The following is an 18,699-nucleotide window of genomic DNA, read 5'->3' as shown; positions in this document are numbered from 1 at the left end:
CACGTCCGCGGCCTCGCCGCCGTACATCAGCGCGTAGCCGTTCGCCAGGCCGTGCACGCCGCCGGAGACGCCGCAGTCCACGAAGCCGATGCCCTTCTCGGCCAGCTCCGCGGCGTGCTTCTCGTCGTCCGTCCAGCGCGAGTTACCGCCGTCGACCACCACGTCACCGGCGTCGAGCAGTCCGGAGAGTTCGTCGATCACGGACTGGGTCGGCGGACCGGCCGGCACCATCACCCACACCACGCGCGGCGCGGTCAGCGAGTCGGCCAGTTCGGCCAGGCTCGCCACGTCGGAGAGATCGGGGTCGCGGTCGTACCCGATGACCTCGTGACCCGCCCGGCGGATGCGCTCGCGCATGTTGCCGCCCATCTTGCCGAGACCGATGAGTCCGAGCTGCATGTCGTTCACTTCTTCCTGTGGTTCGGGGGTTCGCCGGCCGTCAGACGGCTCGCGGCTCCGCGGGAGAGCCGGCGGAACCGGACGTCTCCCCGGCGCCGCGCAGGGCGATCTCGTACATGTCGTCGGCGTCCAGGCGCCGCAGCTCCTCGGCGATCAGCTCCGAGGTCGGCCGGATCTTCAGCGCCAGACTGCGCGGCGGCTGGCCGGGCAGGGTGAGCGTGGCGAGCGGGCCGTCCCCACGGACCACGGACACCTCGCCGCGCTCGGTGTCCAGCCGCACCGCCGTGATCGCCGGACCCGCCGACGGCCCCACCTCGCCGGGCACCCCGAGGCGGGCGCACAGCCAGCGCGCCAGCAGTTCCGCGCTCGGATTGCCCGGCTCCGCCTCGACGGCCACCGCGCGCACCGGCGCGTGCTCCTGGTCCAGGGCGGCGGCGAGCGCCGAACGCCACAGCGTCAGCCGGGTCCACGCCAGGTCCGTGTCGCCCGGCGCGTACGCGGCGGCCCGCCTCTCCAGCTCCGCCAGCGGGTCCGGGCAGGCGTCCATGTCGGTGATCCGGCGCTGGGCCAGCGCGCCCAGCGGGTCCTCCGACGGGTTGTCGGGCGCGTCCACCGGCCACCACACCACCACCGGCGCGTCCGGCAGCAGCAGGGGCAGCACCACCGACTGGGCGTGGTCGCGCACCTCGCCGTAGAGCCGCAGCACCACCGTCTCGCCCGGCCCGGCGTCGGCCGCCAGCCGCACCTCCGCGTCCAGCCGCGAGTGGGTCCGGTCGCGCGGGCTGCGCGGATGACGGCGGATCACCACCACGGTGCGCGAGGGGTGTTCCTGCGAGGCCTGCTGCGCCGCCCTCATGGCGTCGTAGGCGTACTCCTCGTCGATCACGACCACCATGGTCAGCACCATGCCGACGGCAGGCGTGCCGGAGGCCCTGCGGGCCTGGAGCAGCGCCTTGTTGACGTCTCCGGCCGTGGTGTCGTTGAGGTCCAGTTTCATGGCCTGCGCCAGCTCCGTCCGTCTCGTGCGAGCATCTCGTCGGCCTCCGGGGGACCCCAGCTGCCCGCCGGGTACTTGGCGGGCACACCGTGGGTGGCCCAGTACTCCTCGATCGGGTCCAGGATCCGCCAGGACTCCTCGACCTCCTCGGTGCGCGGGAACAGGTTGGCGTCGCCCAGCAGCACGTCCAGGATGAGCCGTTCGTAGGCCTCCGGGCTGGACTCGGTGAAGGACTCGCCGTAGGCGAAGTCCATCGAGACGTCCCGGATCTCCATGGAGGTGCCCGGCACCTTGGAACCGAACCGTACCGTCATGCCCTCGTCCGGCTGGACCCGGATCACGATCGCGTTGGAACCGAGCTCCTCGGTCGCCGTCGAGTCGAACGGCGAGTACGGGGCGCGCTGGAAGACCACCGCGATCTCGGTGACCCGGCGCCCCAGGCGCTTGCCGGTGCGCAGGTAGAACGGGACGCCCGCCCACCGCCGGTTGTCGATCTCCAGCTTGATCGCGGCGTAGGTGTCGGTCATGGAGGACGGGTCGATGCCGTCCTCCTCCAGATAGCCCAGCACCCGCTCACCGCCCTGCCAGCTCCCCGTGTACTGGCCGCGCACCGTGTGCTCGCCCAGGTCCTGCGGAAGCTTGACCGCCTTGAGGATCTTGAGCTTCTCGGTGAGCAGCGACTCGGCGTCGAAGGCGGCGGGCTCCTCCATCGCGGTCAGCGCCAGCAGCTGCAGCAGGTGGTTCTGGATCACGTCCCGGGCCGAGCCGATGCCGTCGTAGTAGCCGGCCCGGCCGCCGATGCCGATGTCCTCGGCCATCGTGATCTGTACGTGGTCCACGTACGACCGGCTCCAGACAGGCTCGAACATCTGGTTGGCGAAGCGGAGCGCCAGGATGTTCTGGACGGTCTCCTTGCCGAGGTAGTGGTCGATCCGGAACACCTGGTCGGGGGCGAAGACCTCGTGCACCAGCGCGTTCAGGGCGCGGGCGCTGGCCAGGCCGTGGCCGAACGGCTTCTCGATCACCGCGCGCCGCCAGGAACCCGGAGGCGCCTCGGCCAGTCCGTGCTTCTCCAGCTGCTGCACCACCCGGGGGAAGAACCGGGGCGGCACCGACAGGTAGAAGGCGTAGTTGCCGCTGGTGCCGCGGGAGGTGTCCAGCTGCTCCACGGCCTCGCGCAGCTGCTCGAAGGCGTGGTCGTCGTCGAAGTCGCCCGGGACGAAGTGCATGCCCTGGGCCAGCTGCTGCCAGACCTCCTCCCGGAAGGGGGTGCGCGCATGCTGCTCGACGGCGTCGTGCACCACCTGGGCGAAGTCCTGGTCGGCCCACTCACGCCGGGCGAAGCCGACCAGCGAGAAACCCGGAGGCAGCAGTCCCCGGTTGGCGAGGTCGTACACCGCGGGCATCAGCTTCTTGCGGGACAGGTCGCCCGTGACGCCGAAGATGACGAGTCCGGACGGGCCCGCGATCCGGGGGAGCCGGCGGTCGCGGGGATCGCGCAACGGATTGACCCTGCCCAGGAGAGGGCCGCCGGCCCCGCGCGGCGCGGCGCCCACCGTTCCGGTCGCTTCGGTCAATGTGATCATCTACTTTCTCGTCGGACGGGTGAGGGCCGAGTACCGCGCCCGGGGGCGGCCATGCGGGCGCGGCGCCCTCCCGGACCATCCGGGCAGGTCAGGACGGGGTCGCCGGTCACCCCGGAAGGGGTTCCCGTCCTGACGCCGCCCCACACCGTGCCGGTTCACGCGTCCTCCCTCAGGCCCCCCGCGTTAGGTTGGCGGGATGAGGCTCACGATCGTTGGTGGGGGCGGCTTCCGCGTGCCGCTCGTGTACGGAGCGCTGCTGGCCGACCGGGCACCCGGGCGCGTCACCCGTGTGGTGCTGCACGACGTCGACGCCGGGCGGCTGGCCGCCGTCGGCCGGGTGCTCGCCGAGCAGGCCCGGGAGGTGCCCGACGCGCCCGAGGTGGTCACCACCACCGACCTGGACGAGGCGCTGACCGGAGCGGACTTCGTCTTCTCGGCGATGCGGGTCGGCGGCCTCGAGGGCCGGGCCGCGGACGAGCGTGTCGCCCTGGCCGAGGGCGTCCTCGGCCAGGAGACCGTCGGGGCCGGCGGCATCGCCTTCGGCCTGCGCACCGTCCCCGTGGCGGTCGACCTGGCCCGCCGTGTGCGGCGCCTCGCCCCGGACGCCTGGGTCATCAACTTCACCAACCCGGCCGGCCTGGTCACCGAGGCGATGTCCCGCACCCTCGGCGACCGGGTGATCGGCATCTGCGACTCCCCGGTGGGCCTCGGACGCCGTCTCGCCCGGGTTCTCGGGGTCGACCCGGCCCGCGCCTTCGTCGACTACGCCGGCCTCAACCACCTCGGCTGGGTCCGCGCCGTGCGCGTGGACGGCCGCGACCAGCTGCCCCGGCTGCTCGCCGACCGCGCGCTGCTGGAGTCGTTCGAGGAGGGCCGGCTGTTCGGCGCCGACTGGCTGCGGGCGCTGGGCGCCATCCCCAACGAGTACCTGCACTACTACTACTTCAACCGGGAGACCGTCGACGCCTACCGGCGGGCCGAACGCACCCGTGGGGTCTTCCTGCGCGACCAGCAGGCTCGCTTCTACGAGGAGGCCGGCCGTCCCGGAGCGCCCGCGCTCCAGCTGTGGAACCGCACTCGCGCCGAGCGCGAGGCGACCTACATGGCGGAGAACCGGGACGCGGCGGGGGCCGGGGAGCGCGAGGAGGAGGACCTCTCCGGCGGCTACGAGAAGGTGGCCCTCGCCCTGATGCGGGCGATCGCCCGGGACGAGCGGGCCACCCTGGTCCTCAACGTCCGCAACCGCGGCGCCCTGCCCGGACAGGACGACGACGCGGTGGTCGAGATCCCGTGCCTGGTGGACGCGAACGGAGCGCACCCGCCGACCGCCGCCCCCCTGCCGCAGCACGCTGCCGCCCTGGTGTCCGCGGTCAAGGCGGTGGAACGGGAAGTGATCACCGCCGCCCTGACGGGCTCCCGGGCCGCCGCGGTGAAGGCCTTCGCGCTGCACCCGCTGATCGACTCCGTCGCCGTCGCCCGGCGGCTGATGGACGGTTACCGGGAAGCCCATCCGGGCCTCACTCGTTTCGAGTGAGGCCCGGCTCCGGCTCCCCCCCCGGTCATGGTGGGGCGGACGGCCGCGCTCCCCCCGGGCGCGGCCACCCGCCCCATCCCCCGCACCGTTAAGAGCGCCGGATACGCGGATTGATACACCCCCGCGGAAAAAAATTCCGTGGACGTCCGTACGGCCCCCGTCGGGTACCGCGCCACGGCCCGGACCGGGCCCGGCTCAGGCGGGCGCGGCCGCCGTCGAGGACGAGGAGGAGGCCGCGACGGCCCCGGCGGCGGCGGGCGGCGCCGCCTGCGCCGGGACGGTCACCGCGGCGGCCGGCGCGGGGTCCTCGGCGCGGACCGGCCCCGCCGCCCGCAGACGCTGGGGGGCCGCCACCACGGCGTAGTCGGCGCCCAGGAAGGGTGGCTCCAGGCTCCCCGGGTCCTCGCCCAGGGCCAGCCGGACCGCGGCCCAGGGAGCGTTGAGGCCGCACAGGGACAGCTGGTGCAGCCCGCCGGCCGGGCGCGTGTTGACGTCGAGGAGAACCGGTTCCTCACCGAACTCGCGGAACTGGATGTTCGACAGGTGGTGCAGGCCGAACCGCTCGGCGACCAGGCGGGCCGGGGCGAGCCACCGCTCGTCCAGGGTGAACCCGCGGCGCCGGCCGTTCTTGGTCCGGCCCACCGCCATCCGCACGCGGTCGTCCGTCCCGGTGAGGCAGTCCACCGACACCTCCGGCTCCTCCAGCCTCGGCATCACCAGCCAGTCGACCTCCTCGCCGCTCTCGCGCAGCGCGCCGAGCACCATGGCCAGCGGCACGCGCGGGCTCGGGAAGCCGTCGAGCTGGTCCGTCGAGAACGGCTCGCGGGTGACGACCCGGTAGCCCACGCCGCCCGCGCCCGCGGCCGGCTTGAAGCAGGCCTGGTGCCCGTCCGCCTCCAGCTTCTCCACGGCGGTGAGCAGCTCGTCCGCGGTGCGCACCCGGAACCACGGCGGGACCGGCACGCCCAGCTCGGCCACCCGCTCGTAGGCGGTCGCCTTGTCCTGGAACGCGGCCACCCCTCGCGCGGCCGGCGCCAGCAGGGCCGTGCCCACGGCCTCGAACTCCGCGCGGTGGGCGACGACCGCCTCCTGGTGCAGCCGCGGCACGAACACGTCGATGCCGCGCCGCACGCACTGGTCCAGCGCGAACTCGGCGTACGCGGCGGGGGAGAGGCCCTCGGGCTCCATCGCCGCGGTGTCCGCGGCGGCGAGCACCGGCGAGTCGGGGTCGCCGTGGGTGGCGTGGATCTCCACCGCCCGGTCCTGCGGATTTCTCCGCAGCTGTTCCATGAAGAAGACGTTCTCCGCGTACGTGCGGTTGAGCCAGACGCGTACGCGAGAGATCATTCAGGCCGCCCTTCAGGTGTGCGGGCACGGCGAGGCAGCCGGGCCCTGCCGGGGAACACGCGGGTAGGGACACCGGGTCGCGAGGTGAGGGCCCAGGGGCCCGGTGCGGCGGTGTCGGGCCGATCATAGAGCTTCACGGGACGCGTACCGCTACGGGCGTGTTACGGCTTCTCCTCCCGCGTGTCGCCCCGTTCCGGGCGGCGTGGAGGAGTCCGCGCGATCCACGTTTCCTTCCGTGCGCGGGGGCTACTCGCGCCGCATGGACACAACCGAACGTGACGAGACGTGTGCGAAGAGTCGCGGACCCGGGCGGGTCGCCTCGCTGCTGGACGGCCTGGAGCGGTGGGGCGGGGCGGACCGGCTGGCGGACGCGGTGCAGAAGGTGGTGCGGGCGGCGCCCCTGGGACGCCGCGGCCGGGACCTCCTGCACGGGCTGCCGATCGGTCACCCGCTGCATCCCGTGCTGGTCCAGGTGCCCGTCGGCGCGTGGATGTCCACGGCGGTCCTGGACCTGCTGCCCGGACAGGAGAGGGCCGCGCGGCGGCTCGTCGGGGTGGGCCTCGCCGTGGCCGGACCCGCGGCGGTCGCCGGCTGGGTGGACTGGGCCGACCTGCAACGCCAGCAGCGGCGGGTGGGGCTCCTGCACGCGGCGCTCAACAACGCCGCCGTCTGGCTGTACGCGGGCTCCTACGCGGCGCGGCGGAGCGGACGTCAGGGGCTCGGCCGGGGCCTGGCGGTGGCGGGACTGACGGCCGTCTCGGTCGGCGGCGCACTCGGCGGCCACCTCGCCTACCGTCAGGCGGCGGGAGCCAACCACGCCGAACAGGTGCCCCACCTGGTGCGGCCGGGCTGGCACGGCCTCGGCGGCGTGTCCGACCTTCCGATCGGACAGGCGGTCCGGCGGAAGGTGGACGACGTCCCGGTGATGGTCGTCCGGGTCGACGAGGACACCGTCCGGGTGCTCGCCGATCAGTGCAGCCACCTGGCGGGTCCGCTCTCGCAGGGGGAGATCTCCGACGGCTGCGTGCGGTGCCCCTGGCACGGGAGCGTGTTCCGGCTCGAGGACGGCTGGAACGTGCGGGGACCCGCCACGGCGCCGCAGCCCGCGTTCGACACCCGGGTGGTCGACGGCCGCCTCGAGGTCCGGCTGCGGGGCATCGCCCCCGCGAGCCAGGAGGAGGAACCGGCCAGGGCGGGCTGAGCCGCGGCCTCCCGCACGCGGGCCCGGCGGCGCTACGTCCGCGACGCGGCGTGACGGCCCACCCGCCGCAGGAAGACCTCCTCGGCGCCCGTCAGGCCCGCCTCGCGCAGCGCGCGGTCCGCCTCGGCGAGCACCGACGGCGGCACCACGACGGGGCCGGGTCCCGCCTCGGCGAACGCGGCCCGTACCGCGCTCAGCAGCCGCAGGTACGCCTGCGCGGCGCGCCGCTCACGGTCGGTGGGCACGGTGGTGGTGGTCATCCTCGGCAACTCCTCGGGCGGTCGCGCAACTCTCACCCCCCAGCCTGCCGGGCGCCACTGACAGGACGTCACCCGCGCATGGCGCGCAACGCCCGGGAGAGCCGGACCAGGTCCTCGGGCCCCTCGGCGGGCGGCCCCGCCACCGCGTCGTCGGCCGCCGCGTCCGCGGCCCTGCCGTGGGCCCGCACCGCCTCCACGACCATCACCGCGTCCGCCTGCGCGTACGCCCGCTCCGTCGCCGCGCCCGCCGCCACCGCGGCGGCCAGGGCCCGCTCGCGTACCGACGGGTCGAAGTGCGGGCACAGGACCAGCAGCGCGTCGTGGATCTCCGCCTGCCGCTGCACCGCCCGCAGGGACGGCGGCGACCACCAGCCGACCCGCACCGCCGCCCGACCCTCGTCGCCCGCCGCCGACACCGGCCGCAGCGCCCGCCACAGCGGCGCCAGCGCACGGTACGAGCGCCACGCCGACCAGGCGTCGCCGAGCAGCCGGGCCGGCACCGACCACAGCAGCGGCAGGGAGAACCCGGCCGCGCTCAGGACCCCGCCGACGGCCGCCAAAGTCGGCGCCACCGAGGTGCTCAGCTCGTCGAGGTCGCCACCCGCCCAGCGAGCCCCCACCGCGACGAGCTTGGCGACCGCGTACAGCGCGCAGAAGCCGAAGCCCAGCGCGATCAGCAGCAGCGAGGTGCGCAGCGGCCGGCCGCCCACCCGGCCCAGCCAGCGCAGGCACAGCACGTTCATCGCCACACCCGAGGCGAACAGCGACAGCAGGTACAGCAGCACCATCTCGCGCAGGTACGGCGTGGTCGCGTAGTAGGTGTCGAAGTCCCGCAGCCGCTCCACCGGCGCGTCGCCCAGCGCGAACAGCGCGCACATCACCACGATCACCGCGCCGAAGCCTGTCGTGCACCGCACCGTCAGACGCCGGGTGGTGCCGGGCGGACCGCCGCGCCAGCTGACGATCAGCACCAGACTGGCCGCGCAGACCGCTGTCAACAGCGCGTAGACCAAGGGCGCCGAGGCGTTCGGGACGCCGGTGAGACGGTTCACCGCCGCGATGCTGGGCGGCGCGGCGAAGGCGAAGGCCAGTGCCGTGAGCAGCAGCAGCGCGCACACCGACCGCAGCAGCGGATCCCGCCAGGACGCGGTGCTGCGGCCCTTGAGCACCAGCGGCACCGCCATCGCCATGGCGGGGACGTAGTAGCTGACGTCGTTCACGGACCGTCAGCCCCGTGCCGGGAGGCAGGACGGTCGCCGCCGAGCGACGCCTCGATCCGGCGCACCAGGCCGTCCGGCCACGACGGGTCGCGCCCCGGCGGGGCGGCCGCGGCGGGCGCCGCGGGAACGGTCGGCGTCCAGGCGCGGAAGCGGCTCGCCAGCAGCAGGCCGAAGCGCTCGGCCTCCGCCTCCTCCCACCGGTCGAAACGGGTCCGGGCCGCCACCGGCACCCCGTCCACGGGACCGCCACGGTGGCCGGCCGCCATGTGCCACAGCTCGTGCCCGAGGATCACCAGCTGGTGGTTGGGCGCGGTGCGCTCCTCGACCACGACGACGTCCTGGTCGTCGAAGGCCAGCCACAGGCCGCTGGCCGTGCCCGGCGGGAAGACCGCGGTGCGGAAGCGCACCGGACGGCCCCGCAGACCGCTCATCACCGAGCACAGCGCCCGGTGCGTCTCCTCGGGCCCGGCCTCGGCCGGCAGGGACAGCCCCGACAGCAACGCCTCGCACAACCGTGTCATCTCCCGGCGCACGCGCAGCGCCCGGAGCCGTCCCGCGGCAGTCCGCGCCAGCGCCTGACCGACGCAGCCGGTTCCTCCCCTGACGAAGCCCAATGTCACGACCCCGGCCGTCGGACGCTCTCCAGCAGCATGTCCAGCCATTCGGCGACCTTGTCCCGGTGCTGGTCGGTCGGGAGCTGCGCCGCCCGCCAGGCGATGCCGCGCACCCCGTGGTCGCGCAGCAGACGCTCCAGCGCGTCCTCGGCGACGTCCGTCCCGGCGTGCGACCGGGCGGGGACGGAGCCGGCCGCCAGGTCCGGGGAGGGCGGCCGCGCCTCGCGGTCCGCCAGCCGGCGCAGCAGTTCGCGCTCGGTGCGCTGCAGCGCACCGGTCAGCGCCTCCGGGTCCTCCGCGGTCAGGAACCCGGCGTGCACGCCGAAGAACCGCTGCAGGGCGTCGCAGTGCTCCATGGTGGGCCGCCGGTCGCCGTTGAGCAGGGCGCCGGCCTGCTGGCGCGACATGCCGGCCCCGTCGGCGATCTCCCGCTGGGTGTAGCGGCGGCCGTCCGGCCTCAGCCGGGTGCGGCGCAGCAGGTCGAGCCGCTGAAGGAACCGCGTCTGCACGTCGCGCTCGCCGCCGGGCCGGCCGTTCAGCAGGGCCTTGACGGCGCCCTCGGGAACACCGGAGGCCGCCGAGAGCCGCGAGACGTCGAAGACCTCCTCGCGCGGCACCCCCAGCCGGTCGGCCAGCGAGGAGACCCGGGCGGCCACGGCCCGCAGCGGGGCGGCCTGCCCGGCGCCCCGGTTCTCCATGTCACCAGCCACCGCAGTCACTCCCGCGTCCTGTCCGTCCGGACCCGGTGAGACTAGCGGGGCACCGTGCGACCCTCCAGGTTCCGCCACAACTGTGGCCGGATCCCGTCGCCAACACCCCTGAAATGCCACAATGGTTGACACGCGCGCCTCAAGGCGGCGAGGATCGGGGCCGCCGATGGGGCCGGAGCCGAGAGGGGGAACCTCCCGATGACAGCTCGGGCAGGAGGCCGGCGCCCGCAACCGCGGCCGGGGCCCGACGAGGACTACCTGAGGGACTACGCCGCACTCCTGGAGGGCGTGCCGTTCCCCTCGGTGCTGCTCGACCGGCGCTGGGACGTGGTGCTCGCCAACGAGGCGTTCACCGAACTCTTCCGCGCCGTGGGGCCGCATCCCACCGCGATGCCGCACGACAACTTCCTGCGGTTCGTCCTCTTCCACCCCGACGCGTCCCTGGTGCTCGCCGACCGGGAGGTCCGGTGGTGCCTGCCGGCGCTGGCCCGGTTCGCCTTCCTCGTCGAGCGCTTCGCGGACGACCCGGTGCTCCAGGCCGTCCGCCGGGAGATCGCCGAGGACCCGCTGATGGAGGCCGCCTACCGGCAGGGGCTCCCGCACTGGGTGCACACGGTGGGTGAGCGCGCCGCGCGCGAACACGACGGCTCGCTGCGTCCGTTGCTCGGTCCCGGGGCCGGACGGACGGTGCGCGAGTGCCGCCTCGTGGTCGAGACGCCCGCCGCCTTGTCGGAGCTGGGGTACGAGCGGATGACGCTGGTGCTGCCCGACCCCGGCCCCCACCCCGAGCCCGAAGCGGACCCGGCGGGGGAGCCCGCCGCCGTCGCGGCCCGTCGCCCGGCGCGGGGGCGCGGACACCTCTCCCTGGTCCACAGCGCCGCCTCCGACGACTGACACGGGCCGGGGAGGGCACGGCGGGGCCCCGTGCCCTCCGGCGTCCTCCTGGGCCGCCCGAGGCCGGGCGGCCCACCCGCCGCCCGGCCGGTGGGCACGGTCCGCTCACTCCTTCTCGACGGCGACCGCCGGCGCGCCGGGGGCGGCCGCGGGCGTGTCCGGCGCACCGCCCCGCTTGGCGGCCTGGATCTGCTCGTAGACCCGCGTCCGCAGTTCGGCGAACCTCGGCTCCACCCGGGTGCGCAACTGGTCGCGCTCCACCGGCAGGTCGACGGTCAGCTCCTCCTGGACCACCGTCGGCGAGGCCGACAGGATCACCACCCGCTCGCCCAGGTACACCGCCTCGTCGATGTCGTGGGTGACGAACAGGACCGTGATCCCGCGCTCCCGCCACAACCGCCGCACCAGATCCTCGAGATCGGCCCGCGTCTGCGCGTCGACCGCCGCGAACGGCTCGTCCATCAGCAGCACCTGCGGCTCGTACGCCAGCGCCCGGGCGATCGCCACCCGCTGCTGCATGCCGCCGGACAGCTGCCACGGGTAGGCCCTGGCCGCGTCCGCCAGTCCCACCGACTCCAGCGCGTCGGCGACCAGGGCCCGCCGCCGCTCCTTGGCCAGCCCCTTCTGCTTCAGCGGCAGTTCGACGTTCTGGCCGACCCGCATCCAGGGGAAGAGGCTGCGGCCGTACTCCTGGAAGACGAAGGCCATGCCGGGCGGCGGGCCGGTCACCCGCCGGCCGTCCAGCAGGACCTCGCCGCCCGTCGGCGCGAGCAGACCGCTGACGCACCGCAGCAGCGTGGTCTTGCCGCAGCCCGACGGGCCCACCAGACACACGAGTTCACCGGCGGCCACCGAGAAGGTCAGGTCGCGCACGGCCTCCACCGTGCGGCCCGAGCCCTCGTAGACCTTGCGCAGCCCGCGTACGTCGAGCATGGAACGCCCTTTCACCGTGATGTCGTCCGCCGCCGGGCTCACGGCGACCGCCGGGAGGACTCCCGCAGGCCGTGGTACCAGGACAGCACCCGTCGCTCGACCAGCTGGAAGAGGACGGACAGGAGGAAGCCGAGCAGGCCGAGGACCAGGATCCCGGTCCACATGTCGGCGATCGCGAACCCGCGCTGGAACTGCACGACGGCGAAGCCCAGCCCGTTGCTCGCGGCGAACATCTCGCTGATGACCATCAGGATGATGCCGATGGACAACGACTGCCGCAGGCCCGCGAAGATCTGGGGGCTCGCCGACGGCAGCACCAGGTACCGCAGCCGGGCCGCGCCCGTGATGCCGTAGGAGCGGGAGGTGTCGGTCATCACGGCGTCCACCGCGCGGACGCCCTCGACCGTGTTGAGCAGCACGGGCCACACGCAGCCCACCGCGATCACCACGATCTTCATGCCGTCGCCGATCCCGGCGAACAGCATGATCACCGGCACCAGCACCGGCGGAGGCACCGCGCGCAGGAACTCCAGCACCGGCTCGCAGAAGGCGCGCACCTTCCGGTAGGAGCCGATCAGCGTGCCCAGGGCGACGCCCGCCACCGCGGCCAGCGCGTACCCGGACAGCAGCCGCACCAGGCTGGGCACCAGATCCGCCCGCAGCCGTTCGGCGTTCCAGACGTCGGGGAAGGCGGCCAGGACCGTCCTCAGCGGGGGCCGGTAGACGTCGGTGCTGTCCGCCGAGGCGAACCACCAGAGGGCCAGCAGCACCGCGGGCAGCGCCACCACGAACAGCAGCCGCCTCAGCACGCGCGTCGCCACGCTCATACCGCCACCTCCCCACGCACCGACTGGTGCCAGGCCAGCGCACGTCGTTCCACCGTGCGCGCACCCACGTTGATCAGCAGCCCCAGCAGACCGGTCACCACGACGAGCGCGTACATCTCCGGCACCGCCTGCGAGGTCTGGGCGACGGCGATGCGGGCGCCCAGACCGGGCGCGCCGATGACGAGTTCGGCCGTGACCGACAGGACCAGGGCCACCGCGGCGGCCAGCCGCACACCGGTCATCACGTAGGGCAGCGCGGTCGGCCACAGCACGTACCGCACCCGGGCCAGCGGCCCCAGCCCGTAGCTGCGGGCGGTGGCGTCCGCCACCGGGTCGACGTCCCGCACCCCGTAGAGCACCTGGATCAGGACCTGCCAGAAGGCCGCGTACACCACCAGCAGCAGCACCGACCGCAGTTCGGTTCCGTAGAGCAGGACGGCCAGCGGGATCAGGGCCACCGAGGGGATCGGGCGGAGGAACTCCACCGTCGAGGCGGTCGCCTCCCGCAGGTACGGCACCACGGTCAGGAGGATCCCCGCCACCAGGCCGCCGGCCACCGCGAGGGCCAGGCCGACGGCCCAGCCCGTCAGGGTGTCGCCCAGCGCCGTCCAGAAGGCGGGGTCGGACAGCTCCTCGGCGAGGGCCCCGGCGATGGTGCTGACCGGCGGGAAGTACGCCTCCTTGACGATGCCGAGCCGCGGCACCGCCTCGCCGAGGGCGAGGAAGGCCGAGAGCCCGGCCGCGCCGAGAACGAGGTCGACGTGCTTCACGGCAGCAGCGCGTCGAGGTCCGGGGTCTTCGTGTACAGCCCGTCCTTCTCACCGAGGTCGCGGAGCGTCTCGATGGAGGCCCGGTCCGCGTCGGCCGGCCACTTCGGCAGGGTCAGCCCGGGCAGCAGCTTCGGGGGGATCTTCGTGTACGCGGTCAGGATCTCGCGCACCTCCTCCGGGTGGCCGTCGGCGTACGCCAGCGCCTCCTTGGTGGCCGCCGTGAACTTCTCCACCACCTTCGGGTTCTGCTGCGCGTACTGCGCGGAGGTGAAGTACATGGCGACGGTCAGCTTGTCCGACACGTCCACGTAGGAGGAGGAGACCTCCTTCGCGCCCTGGCTCTTCGCCGTGCTCAGCGCGGGCTCCACGGCCATGGCGCCGTCGATCTCCCCGGAGTCCAGGGCGGCCGGCATCTGGTCGAAGGCGATCTCGACGAACTTCACCTTGGAGGGGTCGCCGCCCGCCTCACGCACCGACTCGCGCACGGTGGTGTCGTTGATGTTCTTCAGGGTGTTGACCGCGACCTTCTTGCCCTCGAGCCCCTTGGCGGACGTGATGCCGCTGTCCTCCTTCACCACCAGGGCGCCGAAGTCCTTGCCCTTCTCGCCGGTGGTGGCGACGCCGTTGACCACGGCCTTCACCGGGACGCCGTTGGACTGGGCGATCATCAGCGAGGCCATGTTGGAGAAGCCGAACTGGAACTGGTTGCTGACCACTCCGGGCACGATGGCCGCGCCGCCCTGCGCGGGCGTCATCTCGAGCTCGAGCCCGTGCTTCTTGAAGATGCCCTTCTCCTGCCCCAGGTAGAGGGGCGCGACGTCCACGATCGGGATGACGCCGACCTTGACGGTGGTGACCCCGCCGGCCGAGGAGCCCTTGTCCGACGAGGAGTCGTCGGACGAGCCGCAGGCCGTCACGGTGAGCAGGAGGGCGCCGGTGGCTATACCGGCGAGCAGACGACGCATGGCTACTCCAGAACGGGGCGAAGAAGGGAGGAGGCGGGTGCGATGCTGGGTTCTGCCGCGCGGTGGGGCGCGCTTGCTGCGTGACGGTAGATCGCGGGCCGCCCCAGGTCAATGGATCGGCTGACAGAATTGTTGACAGTTTGGCCGCCGGCTCGTCCCATCAGGGAACACGGCTGCGGACGCGGGCCGGTTCGACACCGCCCGGTGGCCCCGGGACATGCCGGAAGGCCGGTTCCGCGCCGCCGTGGGCGCGCGGAACCGGCCTTCGGAGTGCTGTCAGACCTCTTCGCCGGACCCCGGCGCGGCACCCAGCTCGGACTTCTCGATGCCCTCGGTGATCTCCTTGATCACCGAGAGGTCCTGGCCGGCGTCGATGCCGAACCGCACCAGGACCATCCGCTCCGGGTCCGCCGGGGACGGGAAGGCCAGGGACTCGACGACGCCGTCCGCGCCCTCCTCGGTCACCGCCGACCAGCGGACCCGGTAGCCCTTCTGCCCGGCGACCGTCACCGGGCCGGCGTCGAGCTCCTTGTGCGAGGTGATCGACCCGTAGGTGTCACCGCCGTAGGAGTCCTCCATGTTGGCGGCGATGTCCGCGCGGGCCACCGCCTCGGCGGTGCCCTGCAGCCCCAGGCCCTCGGCGGGCAGCGAGTAGGCGCCGCCCGGGGTGCAGTCCTTGGACGGGGTGCCCGGGCAGGGATACGTCTTGTCGGCCCCCACCTGCGCGCCCGCCTCGTGCGCCGAACCCGTCCAGCCGTCCGGCAGCGGAAGACTGATGCCGTTCGCCGGGTCCGGCACCGGCCCCTCGGTGATCTCCTCCGGGCTCCCGGGCGCCTCCTCCTCACCCGGCGCGCCGTCCTGCGCGCGCGTCTCCCGGGGCTGCGGTCCGGCCCGGTCGTCACCGCGGTCGAGCAGCAGGACGCCCCCGACCGCGCCGCCCGCCACCACCAAGACCGCGGCCACGATCACGGCCACCAGCGCCCCGCGCCGCTTCCGGGGCGGCGGCTGGACGCCGTACGCCGGATAGGCAGGGTAGGCGGGGAACGCCGGTTGCCCCGGCGCCGAGAGGTCGCCCCCGGCCAGGGTGGGATGCGCGGCGATCGCCTGCGCGGAGGAGTCGGCCGCGGGCGGGCCCGGCGGGACGGGGGCGCCGGCCGGCAGCGTGTGCTGCGTCCACGCGCCGCCGTCCCACCACCGCACGCCGCTGGGGCCGTCGGTCGTGTGCCCGGGATCCGGGTACCACCCGGGAGGAATAGCCTGCGTCATGCGTCAAAGGTATGGGGCAACGGTGAAGGAGTCGCGGGAGGGTCGTCGAAGAACCACCCGTGCTCTCAACACCGCCCCGCTGCAACGGGGTTGAAGTCCCCCGCCGTGCGCCGTGTCCCGCGACACGTCCCGCGGAGCGGAGCGTGTGCCCAGCCCCGCGGCGGGCTAGGCTCACAAGGCGCACGTCGTCCGGGTGACCTGGGGAGGGAACGGAAGTGACCGAGGAACGGCCCGGTTCGGCCTTGCTCTGGGAACGTGACGAAGAGGTCGCCGCGATCGAGCGGGCCGTCGACAGCCTGTGCACCGGGCACGCCCCCGCGGGCCGCTTCCTCGTCCTGCGCGGCGAGGCGGGCCTCGGCAAGACCGCCCTGCTGGGCGAGGCCCACCGCATCGCCGAGCTCCGCGGCTGCACCGTCTGGTCGGCGCGCGCCGGGGAGACCCTCCGCTCGGTGCCGTACAACGTGGTGCGCCAGCTCCTTCAGCCCGCGCTGCTCGCCCTGCTCCCCGAGGAGGCCCGCGAGTACCTCGGCGACTGGTTCGACATCGCGGGCCCCGCCCTCGGCATCGCCGAGCCCGGTGGCCGCAACCCGGACCCCGGCTCCGTCTGCGACGGCCTGGTACGGGTCGTGCGCCGGCTCGCGCGCCGCGAGTACCCCTTGGTCCTGCTCGTCGACGACGCGCACTGGGCAGACCTGGAGACCCTGCGGTGGCTCGCCGAGCTGTGCGTGCGCCTGGAGGACACCTCCGTCCTGGTCCTGGTGACCAGCCGCCCCGGCGAGATCAGCGGGGAACGCGCCGAGTACCTCCAGCGCGTCGTCGACGCCGCGGGCGCGGTCACCTCCCTGCGCACCCTCACCCCCGACGCCACCGCCGGCCTCACCCGCGACACCGTCGGACGGCACGCCGACGACCCGTTCTGCCGCGAGGTGTGGGCGGTCACCGGGGGAAACCCGTACGAGACCGTCGAACTGCTCGCCAAGGTCCGCGACGCGGAGATGGAACCCGTCGAGTCCTCCGCCCACGAACTGCGCGACCTCAACCGCGCCGCCCGCGGCGGCGGTCTCGTCTCCCGCCTCGACAAACTCGGCATCGAGGCCACCCGCTTCGCCTGGGCAGCCGCCATCCTCGGCGCCGGCATCACCGTCGACCTGGTGGCCGAACTCGCCACGCTGCGCCCGGCGGTGGCCGTGCGCTGCGCCGGGATCCTGTGCGAGGCCCGCATCCTCACCGCCCCCGACCCGCTCGGCCGGCAGCCCGCCGGCGGAGAGCTGGAGTTCACCCACCCGCTCATCGAGTCCGCCGTCTACAACTCGATACCCGACAGCCTGCGCACCGCCATGCACGGCATCGCCGCCCGGGTCGTCACCGACTCCGGCCGCGGCGCCGCGGCCGCCTCCCGGCACCTGCTGCAGGTCCACCCCGACGACGACGAGGAGGTCGTCGAGCAGCTGCGCGAGGCGGCCCGCGCGCACCTCGCCGTCGGCGCCCCCGCCGCCGCCCGGGCCTGCCTGGAACGCGCGCTGAAGGAGCCGCCGAGCCCGGAGGCCCACCCCCGGGTGCTCTACGAACTGGGCTGCGCCACCCTGCTCACCGCGCCCGCCGTCACCATCGGCCACCTGCGCGACGCGCTCGCCCTGCCGGGGCTGGACGTCTGCGACCGCGTCGACGCCGTGGTCCGGCTCTCCCAGGCACTGCTCCACAACGACCAGGTCGGCGAGGCGATCCGCACCGTGCGGGCGGAGGCCGCACGGCACGAACACGGACCGGCCAGGCTGCGGCTGAAGGCCTGCCAGTTCCTGTGGGAGGGCATCCACGCGGCCGAGGCCGACTCGCCCGACCGCTCCCGGCACCTGGCCGAGCTCGCCTCCGCCTGCACCGGCCGGGACAACGCCGAGCGCGCCCTGCTGATCGTGCACGGCTTCGACGTCATGATGCGCGGCGGCGACGCCGACGAGGTCGTCGCCATCTGCGACCGCGCCCTGGTCAACGGCCGGCTCGCCCCCGGCGTCGGCTGGACGGACAGCGGCTGGGGCTTCGAGCTTCCGCTGATGATCGCCGCCATCTACGCCTACACCGACCGCCTCGACCGCGCCGAGGCGCTCTTCGCCGAGGCGGTCCGCGAGTACGAGACGGCCGGCTGGAGCGGCGGCCACGTCTCGCTCTCCTACGGATACCTCGGCCTCGCGCTGCGCCGCCGCGGCCGCCTGCGGGAGGCGGAGACCACCCTGCGCGAGTCGCTGCGGCTCGCCGACCGGGTGGGACGCCGGCTGCCGCTGCACTGGACCGCGTTCTGCAACCTGGTCGACACCCTGATCGCCCGCGGCCGCCCCGAGGAGGCGATGGAGGTCGCCGAGCGCTACGAGTTCGGCGCGCCCTACCCCTCGACGATCCTGCTGCCCGACGCCCGCTCGATCCGCGGCCGGCTGCTCCTAGCGGTGGGCCGCACCGAGGAGGGCATCGAGGAACTGGAGGCGGCCGGCCGGACGGCCGCCGAACGCGGGCACCGCAACCATCTGGTCGCCCCCTGGGCGGCGGACCTGGCCAGGGCGCTCGCCGACCGGGACCCCGCCCGCGCCGCCGAGCTGGCGGCGACGGTGCGGGCCGGCGCGGAGAGATCGGGCACCTGGACGGCGATCGGCGAGGCGCTGCGCTGCGAGGCCGCCCTCGCTCCCAGGCACCGGGCCCTCGAACTGGCGGGGCGGGCGGCCAAGATGCTCGAGGACTCCCCGTGCCAGTACGAACACGCCGCGGCGCGCGTGGAGTACGGGGAGCTGGCGGAGTCCGTCGCCGAACTCCGCCGCGGCCTGGACCTCGCCGACGCCTGCGGCGCCGACGCGGTGGCGCGCCGCGCCCGCGCGGCCCTGCGCAGGCTGGGCGCCTTCGACTGACCCGCTGCGGCTCCCGGCCGCGCGCCCGGACGCGGGCACCCGGGCGGCGGACGCCGGAGTACCGGCACCCGGGCGGCGGACGCCGGAGTACCGGCACCCGGGCGGCGGACGCCGGAGTACCGGCACCAGGGTGTTCGGGGCGCGGGCACCCGGACGTGCGGAGTGCGGGAGCCGGGCGTACGGGGCGCGGGCACCCGGACGTGCGGAGTGCGGGAGCCGGGCGTACGGGGCGCGGGCACCCGGACGTGCGGAGCGCGGGAACCGGGCGGCGGACGCCGGGGCGTGGCG

General features: G+C 74.4%; 16 protein-coding genes and 1 pseudogene. 4 read left to right on the top strand and 13 right to left on the bottom strand.

Annotation, left to right across the window (positions count from 1 at the left end; all coding sequences use genetic code 11):
• From ACFRAV_RS23770 to zwf, 3 genes and pseudogenes are all read right to left on the bottom strand, one after another.
• Positions 1-417 (bottom strand): annotated as a pseudogene (locus ACFRAV_RS23770) (NAD(P)-binding domain-containing protein); the annotation flags it as partial.
• 22 nt (positions 418-439) lie between these two features.
• A complete protein-coding gene (gene opcA, locus ACFRAV_RS23765; protein ID WP_382558280.1) occupies positions 440-1,396 on the bottom strand; it encodes a glucose-6-phosphate dehydrogenase assembly protein OpcA in 957 nt (318 codons plus the stop codon).
• Positions 1,393-2,982 carry a glucose-6-phosphate dehydrogenase gene (gene zwf / locus ACFRAV_RS23760; protein ID WP_382558279.1) on the bottom strand — a complete coding sequence of 530 codons (1,590 nt, stop codon included), beginning with the start codon at positions 2,980-2,982 and terminating at the stop codon, positions 1,393-1,395. The genes opcA and zwf overlap by 4 nt, the downstream gene beginning before the upstream one ends.
• A 196-nt stretch (positions 2,983-3,178) precedes the next feature.
• On the opposite strand from zwf, the gene ACFRAV_RS23755 reads away from it, so the two are divergent.
• Positions 3,179-4,516: a 6-phospho-beta-glucosidase gene (locus ACFRAV_RS23755; RefSeq protein WP_382558278.1), complete on the top strand. Its 1,338-nt coding sequence runs from the start codon at positions 3,179-3,181 to the stop codon at positions 4,514-4,516.
• Between the two features lie 195 nt (positions 4,517-4,711).
• Here ACFRAV_RS23755 and ACFRAV_RS23750 read toward each other — a convergent pair whose 3' ends face one another.
• Entirely contained in the window at positions 4,712-5,863 is a 1,152-nt protein-coding gene (locus ACFRAV_RS23750) for an ATP-grasp domain-containing protein (protein ID WP_382558277.1), read from the bottom strand.
• Positions 5,864-6,122: 259 nt separating this feature from the next.
• Here ACFRAV_RS23750 and ACFRAV_RS23745 point away from each other — a divergent pair, with 259 nt between their 5' ends.
• On the top strand, positions 6,123-7,064 hold the full coding sequence (locus tag ACFRAV_RS23745; RefSeq protein ID WP_382558276.1) for a Rieske 2Fe-2S domain-containing protein: 942 nt from the start codon (positions 6,123-6,125) through the stop codon (positions 7,062-7,064).
• A gap of 32 nt (positions 7,065-7,096) precedes the next feature.
• Here ACFRAV_RS23745 and ACFRAV_RS23740 read toward each other — a convergent pair whose 3' ends face one another.
• The 4 genes from ACFRAV_RS23740 to ACFRAV_RS23725 all read right to left on the bottom strand — a co-directional run bounded on the left by ACFRAV_RS23740 (position 7,097) and on the right by ACFRAV_RS23725 (position 9,856).
• Positions 7,097-7,324, bottom strand: a complete 228-nt coding sequence (locus tag ACFRAV_RS23740; RefSeq protein ID WP_382558275.1) for a hypothetical protein — start codon at positions 7,322-7,324, stop codon at positions 7,097-7,099.
• A gap of 68 nt (positions 7,325-7,392) precedes the next feature.
• Positions 7,393-8,544: an MAB_1171c family putative transporter gene (locus ACFRAV_RS23735; protein ID WP_382558274.1), complete on the bottom strand. Its 1,152-nt coding sequence runs from the start codon at positions 8,542-8,544 to the stop codon at positions 7,393-7,395.
• A complete protein-coding gene (locus ACFRAV_RS23730) occupies positions 8,541-9,065 on the bottom strand; it encodes a toxin-antitoxin system, toxin component (RefSeq protein ID WP_382558273.1) in 525 nt (174 codons plus the stop codon). Before ACFRAV_RS23730 ends, ACFRAV_RS23735 begins: the two co-directional genes overlap by 4 nt.
• Positions 9,066-9,160: 95 nt before the next feature.
• Positions 9,161-9,856: a helix-turn-helix domain-containing protein gene (locus ACFRAV_RS23725; RefSeq protein WP_382558281.1), complete on the bottom strand. Its 696-nt coding sequence runs from the start codon at positions 9,854-9,856 to the stop codon at positions 9,161-9,163.
• Positions 9,857-10,066: 210 nt separating this feature from the next.
• Here ACFRAV_RS23725 and ACFRAV_RS23720 point away from each other — a divergent pair, with 210 nt between their 5' ends.
• Positions 10,067-10,762, top strand: a complete 696-nt coding sequence (locus ACFRAV_RS23720; RefSeq protein WP_382558272.1) for a hypothetical protein — start codon at positions 10,067-10,069, stop codon at positions 10,760-10,762.
• Between the two features lie 105 nt (positions 10,763-10,867).
• Here the strand turns inward: ACFRAV_RS23720 and ACFRAV_RS23715 are convergent, their stop codons facing one another.
• The 5 genes from ACFRAV_RS23715 to ACFRAV_RS23695 form a co-directional block, all read right to left on the bottom strand.
• Positions 10,868-11,695 (bottom strand): ABC transporter ATP-binding protein, encoded by an 828-nt coding sequence (locus ACFRAV_RS23715; RefSeq protein ID WP_382558271.1) that lies wholly within the window; start codon positions 11,693-11,695, stop codon positions 10,868-10,870.
• 38 nt (positions 11,696-11,733) lie between these two features.
• Positions 11,734-12,522 carry an ABC transporter permease gene (locus ACFRAV_RS23710; protein WP_382558270.1) on the bottom strand — a complete coding sequence of 263 codons (789 nt, stop codon included), beginning with the start codon at positions 12,520-12,522 and terminating at the stop codon, positions 11,734-11,736.
• Positions 12,519-13,292 carry an ABC transporter permease gene (locus ACFRAV_RS23705; RefSeq protein ID WP_382558269.1) on the bottom strand — a complete coding sequence of 258 codons (774 nt, stop codon included), beginning with the start codon at positions 13,290-13,292 and terminating at the stop codon, positions 12,519-12,521. Before ACFRAV_RS23705 ends, ACFRAV_RS23710 begins: the two co-directional genes overlap by 4 nt.
• Positions 13,289-14,257, bottom strand: coding sequence for an ABC transporter substrate-binding protein (locus ACFRAV_RS23700; RefSeq protein ID WP_382558268.1), 969 nt, complete (start codon positions 14,255-14,257; stop codon positions 13,289-13,291). Before ACFRAV_RS23700 ends, ACFRAV_RS23705 begins: the two co-directional genes overlap by 4 nt.
• A 276-nt stretch (positions 14,258-14,533) precedes the next feature.
• The gene (locus ACFRAV_RS23695) at positions 14,534-15,523 is read right to left on the bottom strand and encodes a DUF2510 domain-containing protein (RefSeq protein WP_382558267.1); all 990 of its coding nucleotides are present in this window, start codon (positions 15,521-15,523) and stop codon (positions 14,534-14,536) included.
• A 215-nt stretch (positions 15,524-15,738) separates the two neighbouring features.
• Between ACFRAV_RS23695 and ACFRAV_RS23690 the strand changes: the two genes are divergently transcribed.
• Positions 15,739-18,411 carry an ATP-binding protein gene (locus tag ACFRAV_RS23690; RefSeq protein WP_382558266.1) on the top strand — a complete coding sequence of 891 codons (2,673 nt, stop codon included), beginning with the start codon at positions 15,739-15,741 and terminating at the stop codon, positions 18,409-18,411.
• The last annotated feature ends 288 nt before the right edge of the window (positions 18,412-18,699 follow it).

Source organism: Streptomyces sp. NPDC056600, from assembly GCF_042792855.1.
GTDB lineage: Bacteria > Actinomycetota > Actinomycetes > Streptomycetales > Streptomycetaceae > Streptomyces.
The sequence above is the reverse complement of the archived record's forward strand: the minus strand, read 5'-3'. Positions and strand labels throughout refer to the sequence as shown.

Bases quoted from the DNA above. Each gene is read 5' to 3' on its own strand.
- opcA (WP_382558280.1), bottom strand. From the start codon at position 1,396: ATGAAACTGGACCTCAACGACACCACGGCCGGAGACGTCAACAAGGCG.
- zwf (WP_382558279.1), bottom strand. From the start codon at position 2,982: ATGATCACATTGACCGAAGCGACCGGAACGGTGGGCGCCGCGCCGCGC.
- ACFRAV_RS23755 (WP_382558278.1), top strand. From the start codon at position 3,179: ATGAGGCTCACGATCGTTGGTGGGGGCGGCTTCCGCGTGCCGCTCGTG.
- ACFRAV_RS23750 (WP_382558277.1), bottom strand. From the start codon at position 5,863: ATGATCTCTCGCGTACGCGTCTGGCTCAACCGCACGTACGCGGAGAAC.
- ACFRAV_RS23745 (WP_382558276.1), top strand. From the start codon at position 6,123: ATGGACACAACCGAACGTGACGAGACGTGTGCGAAGAGTCGCGGACCC.
- ACFRAV_RS23740 (WP_382558275.1), bottom strand. From the start codon at position 7,324: ATGACCACCACCACCGTGCCCACCGACCGTGAGCGGCGCGCCGCGCAG.
- ACFRAV_RS23730 (WP_382558273.1), bottom strand. From the start codon at position 9,065: ATGACACGGTTGTGCGAGGCGTTGCTGTCGGGGCTGTCCCTGCCGGCC.
- ACFRAV_RS23725 (WP_382558281.1), bottom strand. From the start codon at position 9,856: ATGGAGAACCGGGGCGCCGGGCAGGCCGCCCCGCTGCGGGCCGTGGCC.
- ACFRAV_RS23720 (WP_382558272.1), top strand. From the start codon at position 10,067: ATGACAGCTCGGGCAGGAGGCCGGCGCCCGCAACCGCGGCCGGGGCCC.
- ACFRAV_RS23715 (WP_382558271.1), bottom strand. From the start codon at position 11,695: ATGCTCGACGTACGCGGGCTGCGCAAGGTCTACGAGGGCTCGGGCCGC.
- ACFRAV_RS23710 (WP_382558270.1), bottom strand. From the start codon at position 12,522: ATGAGCGTGGCGACGCGCGTGCTGAGGCGGCTGCTGTTCGTGGTGGCG.
- ACFRAV_RS23700 (WP_382558268.1), bottom strand. From the start codon at position 14,257: ATGCGTCGTCTGCTCGCCGGTATAGCCACCGGCGCCCTCCTGCTCACC.
- ACFRAV_RS23695 (WP_382558267.1), bottom strand. From the start codon at position 15,523: ATGACGCAGGCTATTCCTCCCGGGTGGTACCCGGATCCCGGGCACACG.